This window comes from Micromonospora sp. CNZ322 (assembly GCF_007827755.1).
Genome location: NZ_VITD01000021.1, coordinates 34,985 through 48,495, shown reverse-complemented (window position 1 = coordinate 48,495; position 13,511 = coordinate 34,985). Strand labels below are relative to the sequence as shown.

The following is a 13,511-nucleotide window of genomic DNA, read 5'->3' as shown; positions in this document are numbered from 1 at the left end:
GCGGGGGCACCCGGTCCCGGGCGCCCCGGCGCAACGCCGCGCCAGCCGTCTGACCCCGTCCCCAACCCGCACCGTCCCCCACCTGTCGCGGAACGACGGGCGTACCCCTGCACCCGTCACCGGGCAACGCACCCACACCCACCCCCGAAAGAGGTGTAGCGACCCCATGTCCAGGACCGGCACCAGACGAGGCACGCCGCCAACCGGCGCGCCCACCACCGTCCCCCGCACCGCCCGCACGGGCCGTCGGATGCTCGCCGGCGCGCTCGCCGGCATGCTCCTCGCCACTGCCCCGGTCGTCACCCCCATGGTGAGCGCGGCACCGGCGGCCGACCCGTCCGCAGCCGCCGCCCGCGTGGCCATGCTCGCCGGGCTCTCCGCCACCATGACCGCCAGCAGCTACAACCAGAACTACGTGGCGGGCAACGCCAACGACGGCAACGCGTCGACCTACTGGGAGAGCGCCAACAACGCGTTCCCGCAGTGGATCCAGGCGGACCTGGGCGCCACCGTCAGCGTGGACCGGGTGGTGCTCAAGCTGCCACCCGCGTCGGACTGGCAGACCCGTACCCAGACGCTGTCGGTGTTGGGTTCGACAAACGGCTCGTCCTTCACCACCCTGAAGGCGTCCGCCGGCTACACCTTCAACCCGAGCAGCGGCAACACCGCGACCGTCAGCTTCACCGCCGCCAGCACCCGCTACGTACGCCTGCAGGTCACCGGCAACACCGGTTGGCCGGCCGCCCAGCTGTCCGAGGTCGAGGTGTACGGCGCCACCGGCAGCACCGACACCCAGGCGCCCAGCGTGCCGGGCAACCTGGCGTACACCCAGCCGGCCAGTGGGCAGATCCGGCTCGCCTGGTCGGCGTCGACCGACAACGTCGGGGTGACCGGCTACGACGTCTACGCCAACGGCGCGCTGCGGGGCAGCGTCAACGGTTCGACGCTCACGTACACCGACAGCCAGCCGACCACTGCCACTGTCTCGTACTACGTGCGGGCCAAGGACGCGGCCGGCAACCAGTCGGCGAACAGCAACACCGTCACCCGTACCGGAACCGGCAACCCGCCGACCGGCACCAACCTGGCGATCGGCAAGCCGATCAGCGCCTCCGGGTTCGTTCACACGTTCGTGGCCACCAACGCCAACGACAACAACGTGGCCACCTACTGGGAGGGCAACGGCAACCCGAGCACGCTGACCGTGCAGCTCGGCGCCAACGCCAGCCTCAGCCAGGTCGTCGTGAAGCTCAACCCCGACTCGGCGTGGGGCGCGCGGACCCAGAACATCACAGTGCTGGGCCGTGACCAGGGCTCGTCGAGCTTCACCACACTGGTCGGCGCGGCGAACTACGCCTTCAACCCGGGCAGCGGCAACACGGTGACCATCCCGGTCTCCGGCGCGGCGGCCGACGTACGGCTCTCGATCGCCTCGAACACCGGCGCTCCGGCCGGTCAGGTGGCCGAGTTCCAGGTCTTCGGCACCCCCGCGCCGAACCCGGACCTGACCGTGACCGGTATGTCGTTCAGCCCGTCCGCACCGGTGGAGACGAGCACCATCACGCTCTCCGCGACCGTGCGCAACGCGGGCTCGGCGGCCTCCGGCGCTACCAACGTCAACTTCTACCTGGGCTCCACCCGGGTGGGCACGGCATCGGTCGGCGGTCTCGCGGCCGGTGCCTCGACCACTGTCAGCGCCAGCATCGGCACCCGGGACTCGGGCAGCTACCCGCTCAGCGCCAAGGTCGACGAGTCGAACACAGTCGTCGAGCAGGACGACACCAACAACAGCTACACGAACCCCAGCCCGTTGGTCGTCGCCGCGGTCGCCAGTTCCGACCTGGTCGCCTCGGCGGTCGCCTGGTCGCCGGGCAACCCGTCGGCGGGCAACACGGTGACCTTCTCCGTGTCCATCCGCAACGCCGGCAACCAGGCGTCCGCCTCCGGTGCGCACGGCATCACACTGACCGTGCTCAACGAATCCGGCACCGTGGTCCGTACCCTGACCGGCTCGTACTCCGGCGTGATCAACGCCGGCGCGACTGTCGGCCCGATCAGCCTGGGCACCTGGACCGCCGCGAACGGCAAGTACACAGTCCGGGTGGTGCTCGCCGTGGACGGCAACGAGTTGCCGGTGAAGCAGGCCAACAACACCAGTGACCGTCCGCTCTTCGTCGGTCGCGGCGCCAACATGCCGTACGACATGTACGAGGCTGAGGACGGCGTGATCGGCGGCGGCGCCGCCGTCGTCGGGCCGAACCGGGAGGTCGGCGACCTGGCGGGCGAGGCGTCCGGTCGGCGGGCGGTGACCCTCAACTCGAACGGCAGCTACGTCGAGTTCACCACTCGGGCCAGCACCAACACGCTGGTCACCCGCTTCTCCATCCCGGACGCCCCCGGCGGTGGCGGGATCAACTCGACGCTGAACGTCTACGTCAATGGCACGTTCCACAAGGCCATCGATCTGACGTCCCGGTACGCCTGGCTCTACGGCAACGAGACCAGCCCGGGCAACTCGCCGAGCGCGGGCGGTCCGCGGCACATCTACGACGAAGCCAACGTCATGCTCAACTCCACAGTTCCGGCCGGCAGCAAGATCCGCCTTCAGAAGGACCCGGCCAACACCACCACGTACGCCATCGACTTCATCAACACGGAGCAGGTGGCGCCGATCGCCAACCCGGACCCGGCGCGCTACACCACGCCGACCGGCTTCACCCACCAGGACGTGCAGAACGCCCTGGACCGGGTGCGGATGGACACCACCGGCAACCTGATCGGGGTGTACCTGCCGGCCGGTAACTACTCCACCTCGTCGAAGTTCCAGGTGTACGGCAAGGCGGTCCAGGTGACCGGCGCCGGCCCCTGGTACACCCGGTTCAACGCGCCGTCGGGCCAGGACAACACCGACATCGGCTTCCGGGCCGAGAACTCGGCGGCCAACTCGTCGTTCAAGAACTTCGCGTACTTCGGCAACTACACCTCGCGGATCGACGGCCCGGGCAAGGTGTTCGACTTCTCCAACGTGTCGAACATCGTGATCGACAACATCTGGAACGAGCACATGGTGTGCCTCTACTGGGGCGCGAACACCGACTACATGACGATCAAGAACTCCCGGATCCGGAACATGTTCGCCGACGGCATCAACATGACCAACGGGAGCACCAACAACCTGGTCAGCAACAACGACGCCCGGGCCACCGGCGACGACAGCTTCGCGCTGTTCTCGGCCATCGACGCGGGCGGCGCCGACATGAAGGACAACATCTACGAGAACCTGACCTCGACCCTGACCTGGCGGGCCGCCGGTGTCGCCGTGTACGGCGGCTACGGCAACACGTTCCGCAACATCTACATCGCGGACACGCTGGTCTACTCCGGCATCACCATCAGCTCGCTCGACTTCGGCTATCCGATGAACGGCTTCGGTGCCAGCCCGCCCACCCGGTTCGAGAACATCTCGATCGTGCGGGCCGGTGGGCATTTCTGGGGCTCACAAACCTTCCCGGCGATCTGGGTCTTCTCCGCCTCGAAGGTGTTCCAGGGCATCCGGGTCAGCGACGTCGACATCATCGATCCGACCTACAGCGGCATCATGTTCCAGACCAACTACGTCGGCGGGCAGCCGCAGAACCCGATCACCGACACGGTCTTCACGAACATCTCCATCAGCGGTGCCCGCAAGAGCGGGGACGCCTACGACGCGAAGTCCGGCTTCGCCATCTGGGCGAACCCGATGCCGGAGGCCGGGCAGGGGCCGGCCGTCGGGTCGGTCACCTTCAACAACCTCCGGTTGAGCAACAACGCGGTGGACATCCAGAACCCCACGACAACCTTCACCATCAACCGCAACTGAGCTAGCCGGTAGCCGACGCCGTCGGGGGGTGCATCCCTCCCGGCGGCGTCGCGCCGTGTCGGCCCTCGCCCGCGGCGAACCGGGCCGCGCCGGCCACCGCGTCCGTGGCCAGCGAGTCCATCCCGTACGCCAACTCGGTTGCCAGCGCCTCCGGCTCTCCTCGCCCCGCGCCGGCCAGCAGCGCCGCCCGGTCGTTGCGCAGGCAGGTCTGCGGGTGCCGGGCGATCGCCGCCGCCAACTCCTCGGCCGCGGCCCGCGCCTGGCCGGGTGGCACCAACCGATTGACCAACCCCATCGTGTACGCCTCGTCGGCCGGCACCGGGCGGCCGGTGAGGATCAGGTCCATGGCCCGACTCTCGCCGATCAACCGGGGCAGCCGGACGGTGCCACCGTCGATCAGCGGCACTCCCCAGCGGCGGCAGAACACCCCGAAGATCGCGTCGGACTCGGCGACCCGCAGGTCACACCAGAGCGCCAGTTCGAGCCCGCCCGCCACCGCGTACCCGGAGATCGCCGCGATCACCGGTTTGCTGAGGGTCATCCGGGTCGGACCCATCGGGCCGTCCCCCTCCGGCTCGACCCGGTTGCCGCTCGGTGTGCCGATCGCCTTGAGGTCGGCGCCGGCGCAGAACGTGCCACCGGCGCCCCAGAGCACGGCCACCGCCGCGTCCGGATCGGCGTCGAAGGCCCGGAACGCGTCGGCCAACGCCCGAGCCGTAGGACCGTCCACGGCGTTCCGAACGTCCGCCCGGTCCAACACGACCGTGGTGACCGCCCCGACCCGCTCCACCCGCACACCCATCCCGCCAGCATGCCGGGCCCGCCCCACGCCCACAATGCCCGTCGATCTTGCATTTCCGGTTGCCGGTTCGCGGCTGTTGTCCCGGATTGTCGGAGCAGAAACTACAAGATCGGCGGCGTGAGTGGTGCGGCAGGTTTGTCGCGGCCGACCGGTTTGCGACGGCGATCGCCGGGAAGTCGGTACTCGTGCGAGCACTTTTGACGAAAGTTGAGCAGGACTCCCGGCTGGACCGCGCGGGTGACCGGCTGCAGAAGGTCGTCCTTGGGACGCTGCGTCCGCGCCGGCTGCGCGACCTGCTGCACGGGGTGACCCTCGGGCATCCGCTGCACCCGGCGATGGTGCAGGTGCCGGTCGGCGCGTGGATCAGCGCCGCGGTGCTGGACCTCATGCCGGGGCAGCGCCGGCCCGCCACCGTGCTGGTCGGTCTGGGCACCGTCAGCGCGCTGCCAGCGGCGATCGCCGGTCTGAACGACTGGGCGGCACTCGCCCGGGACCAGCGCCGGGTCGGCCTGGTGCACGCCGCCGCCAACACCGTCGGCATGACGCTCTACGCCGGCTCGTTGGCCGCAAGGCTGTCCGGCCGCCACGGCATGGGTCGCGCCCTCGGCTTCCTCGGGCTCTCCACGGTGAGCCTTGGCGCGTACATCGGGGGTCACCTGGCGTACAAGCAGGGGGCGCAGGTCAACCAGAGCATCTCCGAGCTGCACCGGATGACCGATGGCTGGCACTCGCTGGCCGACATGGCCACGCTGCCGCAACGCACCCTGATCACCCGAGAGGTGGACGACGACATCTCGGTGATCCTCTACCGGCACGGTGACGAGGTGACCGTGATGTTGGAGCGCTGCCCGCACCAGAGCGGACCGCTCGGCGAGGGTGAGGTGCAGGAGATCGACGGGCACGCCTGCGTGGTCTGCCCGTGGCACGGCAGCGCCTTCCGGCTCAACGGCGGTGAGGTCGTGCAGGGACCGTCCGGCAACGACCAGCAGATCCTGCCCACCCGGATCCAGAACGGCGTGCTCCAGACCCGCCTGCCTTGACCCGCCTGCCCTGACCGGCCTGCCCTGACCGGCCTGCGGTGCCTTCGGCGTCGGTGTCTGCGACCCCGCGTCGCGGTGTGCCACCCCGCGTCGCGCTGTGCCATCCCGGCGCTGATGCTCCGCACCTCGGAGGCAGTACGTCCTCGACGCTTATACCTGTGAGTCATTGTTTATGACTCACAGGTATATCGCTCTCCGAGACATTGCCCGGGCCGCTCCCGCTAGGGCGGCGTGACCAGACCGTCGCGGCCGCGAATCGGCGCGACCTGGAGGAACCGGCCCGCATGCGATGGCCAGCCGAGTCGCCGGCCTGGCACCCGGCATGACCCTGCCTGAGTTTGCGGAGCCTCCGCAGGGCGGCGCAGAAAACAGGTCGTGCGGGCCCGCTCAGGTGCGTCGGTGTCGGCCGACCGGCGGACCGTCCGGTACGGAGTCCAGGCCGTGCCCGCCGTCGAACAGCCCGCCCTCACCACCAGCATCGGCCCAGCCGTCGTCACCACTCCAGCCCCCGGGGCCGGCGGTCGCCATTCCGCCGCCGGGGGGTGCCGTGCCGCCGGAGAGAGCCATCCCGCTGCCCGGGAACGCCGTGCTGCCAGGGAAAGCCATTCCGCTTCCGGCGGGTGCCGCCACACTGCTTGGTGGTGCTGCCCCGCTACCGGTAGGTGCCGCCCCACTGCCGGTGGATGTCACTCCGCCGCTGCGAGGTGCGAAGCCGTTCCCGCCCGGCGCCGCGCCGCCGTGCGGTGTCGCCGGCGCTTCGATGGCCGCCGCCGCTCGGCTGGCAGCCCAGGCGGCACCGCTCCCGGCCGCCCCACCACTGCCCCGCCGGCCCGCGCCGCTGCTGCCTTGGCCCGCGCCACGGCTTTGGCCCGCGCCACCACTGCTTCGGCCCGCGCCGCCCCGGGATGTGCGGGAGGGCGCCGCCAGTCGGGGAGCCGCCCCGGCGGTGGCTGGACGGCGGCGCAGCCCCAGAACCGCGCCGATCTGGGCGCCGACGATGCTCGCCACCGCCAGTACGGCGGAGACCGCCAGCGGACGGTTCACCCCATCGGCGGCACCGGCCCGGGCTGCACCGACCGTCATCGCTGGTGGTTGGCCCGCTGACTCCGTACCACTGGGTGGTGCCGGGGCCACCCGCGGCGGTGCGGCGCGCTCGGGCGCCGGCCGGGGCGCGGGTGGCTTCGGCGCTGCGGGCCGGTCGACGAGCCGACCGGTAGCGTGCCGCCGGGCCCCCTGGTCGGCGGCCTCGGTGGGCAGTCGGAGCAGTTGGCCGGGGCGGATCTGGTCCGGGTCGTCGAGCTTGTTCAGCTTGGCGAGCTGTCGGTAGTCCCCGAACTCGTCCAGGTACCGCTCGGCCACCTCTCCGAGGTAGTCGCCCCGTGCCACCCGGTACACCGGCGCGGCCTCGTCGTTCGCCGCCGAGGCACCGGGTGCGACCAGCCCTGTTCCGGCCATGCCGAGCAGCCCGCCCCGGGCCACCGGCGCGGCCGTGTCCGGTGTCGTCGCGGCGCGGGTCGGCGCGGCCATGGTGGTGACGGCCGTTGCGCTCGGACTCGCGTACACCGGAGTTCCGTAGACCGCTGCGGCGCTGGCGGCGGCCGGGCTGGCCACCAGGATCAGCGCGACCGAGCCGACCAGCGCAGCGGCGGCCTTCTGCTGGCGGCCCATCCCGGGCAGCTTCGGCGCCGGCCGGCGCAGGGTCTGCGCACCCAACTCGACGAGGACGGAGAAGGCGAACGTGGCCCAGCCGAACCAACCGGCCACGGCCAACGCCCGCAGGAAGAGCTGACCGTCGTCCCGGCTGGTCAGCGCGGTGCCGACCTCGCTGATCGTGGGGAGGTGATCGGGCAGAGGGTTACCGGCGAAGGCGAGCAGCGCGATCGGCGCGCCGACCAGCAGCACCAGGAGCACGGCCAGCGCGCCGATGCCGGTGAGGATCCGTCCGGTCCGCCGTACGACGGACCCACCCGATACGGGCATGGCTGCCTTCCTTCCTACGGTGTTGCGGTGATGGCACGCGCGGTCGCCTCGCCGGTGACGGTGACCGTCTTCTCCTGGACGAACGGTCCGACCATCGAGCGGTGGTAGGTGATGGAGACGGTCACCCGGATCAGGGTTTCCCCGTCGACCTGGGGGAAGTTCACGGTGTGGCTGGCGGTGTCCACGGCGTCCAGGTAGTTGGCGACCGCATCGCGCGCCTCCGGCTCATTGATCCGCTTCGGCCCGCCCTCGATGGCGGTGGCCCGGTCGATGGCCTGACCTCCGGCCCGGGCCGCCTCGGCGGCCAGGTTCTGGGCGCGTTGCAGGGTGCGGAGCTGCCCGGCGGCGTCGAAGGAGAGGCCGATGATGGCCAGTACGCCGACCATCGTCACCGCGAGGAAGATGCTCACCCGGCCGTGCTCACCTGCCCGCGAGGGACTGGCAGCCGACGTGGTGGCCGTCATTGCCGACTCCGGTAACGGTCAAGTGGGGAGGTGAACTGCGCGGAGATCAGCCGTTCACTCTCCATCCCGGGCAGGATGTCGAGGGTGATGTCCTTGAAGGACACGCGGCAGCTGATCGTCACCGTCACCGTGGCGTTCGTACCGACTGTGCTGCTGAAGGCTTTGTCGAAGCTGGACTCATTGCCGGGCGACTTGCCGGTGAATTCCGGATCCAGGCCGTTGGCGCAGGCCAGGCCGTGCCAGTCCAGCTGTTTCTGGGCAGCCTCCCGCGCCTCTTCTTTGGCGACGTCGGAGTTCCGGGAGATCGAGGCGGCCCGGGCGGCGTCGTGCGCGGCCGCTTCGAGCGCCTCCGCAGCAACCGCGCTGCGCCCGACCACGCCGGCCAGCACCATCAGCGCGATGAACGCGGGCGCGAGCACCGCCACCTCGATGGAGACCGAGCCCCGCTCGGCGGTACGGGTCATGGCGGGGTCACCCTCTCCACCGTTCCGTGGGCAGTCTGCTGTATTGCGAAGTCCACGCCCGGCACCACGGACAGGGACCGGCCGCTCACCGTGCAGGTCACGTCGGTCGTGGTGGTCACGCAGGTCGGGCCGGCCTTGTCCCAGCCCACCAGCCAACCGCCGGCGGCCGTCAGGAAGCGGGAGGCGCTGTCCACGCCGGCACCGTTGCGCGCCTGGTACGTCCGCTGCGCGTTGACGCCACTCTGCGCGGCGTTCAACGCGGTGGAGCGGGCGAGGAAGACGGCCGCGACCTGGATTGAGGCGAAGAGCAGCACCAGGATCAGCGGCATCATCACGGCCAGTTCCACCGGGTTGGCGCCCCGCTCCTGGTCGCCGGCCGCGAGGCGGCGCCGGGTGGCGTTGACCGCCCGGCTCCACCTCGGGTACGCGGCTCGACGCATCCCGGGCTACTTCGGGACCGTGTAGTCCGGGATGCCTTCCATCCAACCCTTGGCCTTGGTCAGGGCCAGTGCGGTGATGGCCATGGCGACGGCGACCAGGCCGGCGATGATCACCGCGGTGGGCACCGGGCTGTCGCCCCGTTCACCGTCCCGGCGCAGCTCGGCCAGGCGCGTCGTCACCACGACGTGCAGATAGCTGAGGATGGACATGGCGTTCTCCTTCAAGGGGGAGGGGTCAGACACGGGCGATGAACGGATAGAGGACGAACCCGAGCAGCACGAAGACGAGCAGCGCGCCCGGGATGTCGAGCTTGCTGGTCACTTGCTCGGCGCGGGCGAGGTTGTCGGTGCGGATCTGGTCGCGCAGCGAGTCGGCCCGGCTGCGCAGCGTCTCGTGCACCTGCGCGCCCTCGCTGCCGGAGGAGCGCATGATCGCGCCGACGTCGCCCAACTCCGGAATGCCGATCTTGTCGGCGAGGTCGCGCAGTTCGTCCCAGGGCGCGTGCATCTGCATCTGGGCGATCCGCAGCGACTCCTGGAGTCGGTCGAACACCCAACCGTCGCAGACCGCCGCCGCCCGCTCCAGCGACTGCACCGGCCCGTGGGCGGCGGAGAGCTGCAACGCCACCAGGTCGAGGTAGGTGCAGACGGCTTGGCGGAACTCGTCGCGGGCGGCGTTGGCCTTGGTCAGCACGGCGCGGTGCGCCAGCAGGCCGGCCAGCAGCGCCAGGCCGAGGCTGCCCAGCACCGGCACGACCACTGGGAACGGGATGCCAAGCACCCACAGCGCCACCCCGAGCACTGTCGGCGTGGCCAACCCGATCAGCGCGGAGAGCAGCACCGACAACGCGTACTGCTCGGAGGTCTGACCGATCAGGGCAAGCTGCATCTGCGGCGGCCGCAACCAGCGCGACATCCCGGTCAGCCAGTCGAGCCGCCGGGAAGCGGCCGTGGCCACCCGGCCGGTGCCCGGCGGCTGATGCAGTCGGCGCAGCGCAGGCCCGAGCGCCGGTGTCGCCGGCACCCACTCCCGGACGACCAGGAACACACCCAGACCGACCCCGGCGCCACCGCAGACCGCTAGGGCAAACTGCCAGTTCACGATCATGGGAGCCGCCTTTCGTTCGCGACTGCGGGGCTCCGCGGCGCTGCGCTCCTCGCGCTCACCGGGCTGGCCTTTCGTTCGCGACTGCGGGGCTCCGCTGCGCTGCACTCCTCGCGCTCACGCGATCACCTCGCTGGGGTTGGGCGCCGGCAGGAACCGGGCCGGCCGTTGCGGCTGGCTCATCGACCGCACCCAGGCCAGCAGGCCGATGAAGGCGGCACCGAGGGCGGCCATCACCAGCTGACCCACCGGTGTGCCGTACGGCCTGATGTACTCGGTGTTGATCAGCCCGTACGCCAGGGTCGCCAGCGTCATCCCGGTGAGGAAGCGGACAGCGAACCGGGGCTGGGTGCGCTTGGCCTCGATCTCCCGACGGGTCGCCACCTCTGCGGACGCCGCGCCGGCGATCGAACCGAGCACGTCACCCAGCCGCTCACCCCGATCCGACAGGTGCAGGATCAGCGCCGCGACCACCTGGTCGCAGACCGGGTCGGCGATCTCGTCGGCAAACGCCAACAGCGCGGAGCGGGCCATCCAGCCGGCCTGGAGGCGGGCCGCGAGCAGCCGTACCTCGTCCTCGACGCCGGGTGGCACGCTGCCGATCGTGCCGATGATCGCCTGCTGGAGGCCCTGCCCGGTGCCGGAGACGTCCTTGAGTCGGCGGGTCCACTCGCCGACCGCCTCGATCCGGGCGATCGCCCGCTGTTCGGCCTTGCCCACCCCGAAGAGCCACGGGGTGCCGGGCACCGCCACCGCCACCAGCAGGCCCACCACCGGCAACCCGGTCAGCAGGAACGCCAACGCGCCGGCGGCCAGCGCGGCCACCAGCAGCGCCTGATAGGCCCGGTGCTCGGCTGGAGTGCTGCCCGGCCCGCGCCACAGTCGGCTCAGCCCCGGCCCGCTGCCCGGCCGCGGCCCGGGGGGTCGACGGGTGCCGACCAGCGCGACCACGGCCAGCAGCAGCCCGGCCACACAGGCGGCGCCGGAGACCACCGCGATCAGTTCCAGGCTGTCGAGCATCAGATCACCGCCGGGCCAGTCGGGTCTGCCGAGGCCGCCGCCAGGCACCGGCACCGGCCTCGACCCACCGGGTCAGCAGCCGCGCGTCGTAACCCACCCGCAGCAACTGGTCGCGGACCCGCTCCGGCAGGTGCCGGGGGACCGCACGACCGTCCGGGCCAGGCCCGAAGACAGTGGTGGTGGTGATCCGACCGGCTTCGCCGGCCCCGATCACCTCCTCCACATGCGAGACGAACCGGTGCTTCCGCCCGCCGATCGCGGTCTCGTCCTCGATGGTGACGTAGACGATCAGGTCGAGCGCGTTGCCGGCCATCCGGCGAGCCTGGTCGACGGTCATCTCGCGGCCGTGCGCCAGGGCCAGCTCGACGATCCGTTCACCCACACCTGCGGCGGTACGGGCGTGGATGGTGCACATCGACCCCCGACTGGTGGTCATCGCCTGGAGCATCGGCACGATCTCCCGGGACCGAACCTCGCCCACGATGATCCGCAGGACCCCCATCCGCAGCGACAGTGGGATCAGGTCGGCGATTGTCACCTCACCGGCTGGGCGGCCGTCGAAGCCACGCTCGCCGTGACCCTCCCGGGCCTCGAAGCTCATCACCGCCCGGTGCCGCTCCCGGCGGCGGGCCGGGAGCAGCTCCCGACTCTCCTCCAGCAGCACGTACGGCTCATCCTGCGGGATCTCGTTCATCAGCGCGCGGATGACAGTGGTCTTTCCGGCGCCGGCCAACCCGGCGACCATGATGTTCAGACCGGCGCGCATCGCCGCGCGGAGGAAGTCGCGCAGCAGCGGGTCGATCATCTCGTCCAGGTCACCCCGGGCGCCCGCGAGGTCGTCGAGGCTCACGTCCAGTGTGTTGTGCTTGCGGATCACCGCGTACGGGCGGTGGCTGACCAGGAACACCGCCGCCAGCCGGCTGCCGTCGGGCAGTTGCAGGTCGAGGGTGGGCTTCACTGTCGAGAGGGACCGCTCGGTGGCACCCGCCCGACGGGCCGCCGCCTGAAGGATCTCCACCAACTCGGCGTCGCTGTCGGCGATCGGCTCGGCCCAGTCCACCCCACCGCCGTGGCGGGTGATGCGTACCTGGTCGCAGCCGAGGATGTGCACCTCCTCGATGGTGTCGTCGACCAGCAGCGTCTGTAGCCGGCCGAGCCCGACCAGCTCGGCGGTCACCTGGTCGAGCAGCAGGCGTTCATCGCCGGCGGCCATCGGCGTACCGGCCCGGCGCACCGAGTCCGCGTACGCGGCGACCACAGTGACGGCGAGTCGGGCCCGCTCGGTGTCCTCCTCGTCGGCTGTGAACTCCCGGCCGCGCTGCCAGAGGGTGAGCCGTTCGGTGAGTTCCCGGCGCAGCTCCCGGACCACCTGGAAGTCCATCCGGGCCCGGGGCGGCGACTCCGGCGGCGGGCTGGCCGCGGGCGTCGACTGCGGCTGCGGCCCGGACTGGTGGTGCCGGCCGTTCGGCACGGCCAGGGGCGGCGCGGTGGAGGTCACGGCCGGTGGCTGCTGGCGCGGATCGGTGGAGACCGGCTCAAACCGCATCCGGCACCCCCTGCTGCACGGGCCACGCCAACCGGGCCCGTCGCCGCTCCAGGAGCGCCCCGATCGGGACCTCCAGCGCGGCCGCCGCGCGCATCAGCGGCCGACCGGCCCGCACGGTCCCGCCCAGGGCGAGCACCCCGGCGGTACGCGGATCGTGCGGCAGCCGTGCGATGACCGGCAGTTTCAGGGCACGACTGATCTCGGCCCGCCCGTGCCCATCGCCGACCAGCAGCAGCCGCAGGGTGCCCGGGGGCACCCTGTGCTCGGCGAAGTCCCGTTCGATCGCGGTGACCACAGCGCGGGTGCCGGAGAGGTCCGGCAGGTTCGCCCGGGTCACCAACAGCACCACTGAGGCGGCCCGCAGCACCGGCCACGGAGGCCCGGTCACGTGCAGCCGACCACAGTCGACCAGGACGTCGTAGCCGGGGGTGCCGCGGTCGAGGGCGTCGAAGTAGTCGGCGAAGCGCTGCCAGAGCGGGGTGACGCTGCCGCCCTGGGCCGGGTCGACGAGGCCGGGCAGCAGCAGCCGTTCCCGGCGGGGGGCGTCCAGGTCGACCAACTGGGACCAGAACGCGGTCTCCAGGTTGCCGTCGCGCAACTCGCCGACGGCCAGCTCTCCAATGCCGCGCGGGCCGTCCAGCTGGCCGCCGAGGTATCCGGCGAGGACCGAGCCGCCGGCCGGGTCACATTCGGCGACCACCAGCCGCCGGTGCCAGGCCAGCGCACAGGCCAGCGCCGAGGTGGTGACGCCGGGCGAACCCTTCGCGGACACGAGCGCGATGATCGCCATC

At 71.3% G+C, this 13,511-nt stretch carries 11 protein-coding genes and 1 pseudogene; 2 read left to right on the top strand and 10 right to left on the bottom strand.

Translation table 11 applies throughout. The annotated features are described in order from the left end of the window. Positions 1-166 precede the first annotated feature (166 nt). Entirely contained in the window at positions 167-3,859 is a 3,693-nt protein-coding gene (locus FB453_RS31695) for a galactose-binding domain-containing protein (protein WP_145796185.1), read from the top strand. A gap of 1 nt (position 3,860) precedes the next feature. Here FB453_RS31695 and FB453_RS31690 read toward each other — a convergent pair whose 3' ends face one another. Then, the gene (locus FB453_RS31690) at positions 3,861-4,661 is read right to left on the bottom strand and encodes a crotonase/enoyl-CoA hydratase family protein (protein ID WP_145796183.1); all 801 of its coding nucleotides are present in this window, start codon (positions 4,659-4,661) and stop codon (positions 3,861-3,863) included. A gap of 185 nt (positions 4,662-4,846) precedes the next feature. On the opposite strand from FB453_RS31690, the gene FB453_RS31685 reads away from it, so the two are divergent. After that, the gene (locus tag FB453_RS31685) at positions 4,847-5,701 is read left to right on the top strand and encodes a Rieske (2Fe-2S) protein (RefSeq protein WP_145796258.1); all 855 of its coding nucleotides are present in this window, start codon (positions 4,847-4,849) and stop codon (positions 5,699-5,701) included. Between the two features lie 912 nt (positions 5,702-6,613). Here FB453_RS31685 and FB453_RS31680 read toward each other — a convergent pair. The 9 genes and pseudogenes from FB453_RS31680 to FB453_RS31640 all read right to left on the bottom strand — a co-directional run. Beyond that, positions 6,614-7,681: pseudogene (locus FB453_RS31680) on the bottom strand (LysM peptidoglycan-binding domain-containing protein); the annotation flags it as partial. Between the two features lie 14 nt (positions 7,682-7,695). After that, the gene (locus FB453_RS31675; protein ID WP_145796179.1) at positions 7,696-8,145 is read right to left on the bottom strand and encodes a pilus assembly protein TadG-related protein; all 450 of its coding nucleotides are present in this window, start codon (positions 8,143-8,145) and stop codon (positions 7,696-7,698) included. Further along, positions 8,142-8,609 carry a TadE/TadG family type IV pilus assembly protein gene (locus FB453_RS31670; RefSeq protein ID WP_112586257.1) on the bottom strand — a complete coding sequence of 156 codons (468 nt, stop codon included), beginning with the start codon at positions 8,607-8,609 and terminating at the stop codon, positions 8,142-8,144. The genes FB453_RS31675 and FB453_RS31670 overlap by 4 nt, the downstream gene beginning before the upstream one ends. Further along, positions 8,606-9,049 (bottom strand): TadE family protein, encoded by a 444-nt coding sequence (locus tag FB453_RS31665; RefSeq protein ID WP_145796177.1) that lies wholly within the window; start codon positions 9,047-9,049, stop codon positions 8,606-8,608. Before FB453_RS31665 ends, FB453_RS31670 begins: the two co-directional genes overlap by 4 nt. Positions 9,050-9,055: 6 nt before the next feature. Then, entirely contained in the window at positions 9,056-9,259 is a 204-nt protein-coding gene (locus FB453_RS31660; protein ID WP_145796175.1) for a hypothetical protein, read from the bottom strand. 25 nt (positions 9,260-9,284) lie between these two features. Further along, positions 9,285-10,157, bottom strand: a complete 873-nt coding sequence (locus tag FB453_RS31655; RefSeq protein WP_145796173.1) for a type II secretion system F family protein — start codon at positions 10,155-10,157, stop codon at positions 9,285-9,287. A gap of 114 nt (positions 10,158-10,271) precedes the next feature. Then, positions 10,272-11,174, bottom strand: a complete 903-nt coding sequence (locus tag FB453_RS31650; protein WP_112586450.1) for a type II secretion system F family protein — start codon at positions 11,172-11,174, stop codon at positions 10,272-10,274. A gap of 4 nt (positions 11,175-11,178) precedes the next feature. Further along, positions 11,179-12,720, bottom strand: coding sequence for an ATPase, T2SS/T4P/T4SS family (locus tag FB453_RS31645; protein ID WP_145796171.1), 1,542 nt, complete (start codon positions 12,718-12,720; stop codon positions 11,179-11,181). Beyond that, a complete protein-coding gene (locus FB453_RS31640; protein ID WP_145796169.1) occupies positions 12,710-13,510 on the bottom strand; it encodes a P-loop NTPase family protein in 801 nt (266 codons plus the stop codon). The genes FB453_RS31645 and FB453_RS31640 overlap by 11 nt, the downstream gene beginning before the upstream one ends. Position 13,511 lies beyond the last annotated feature (1 nt).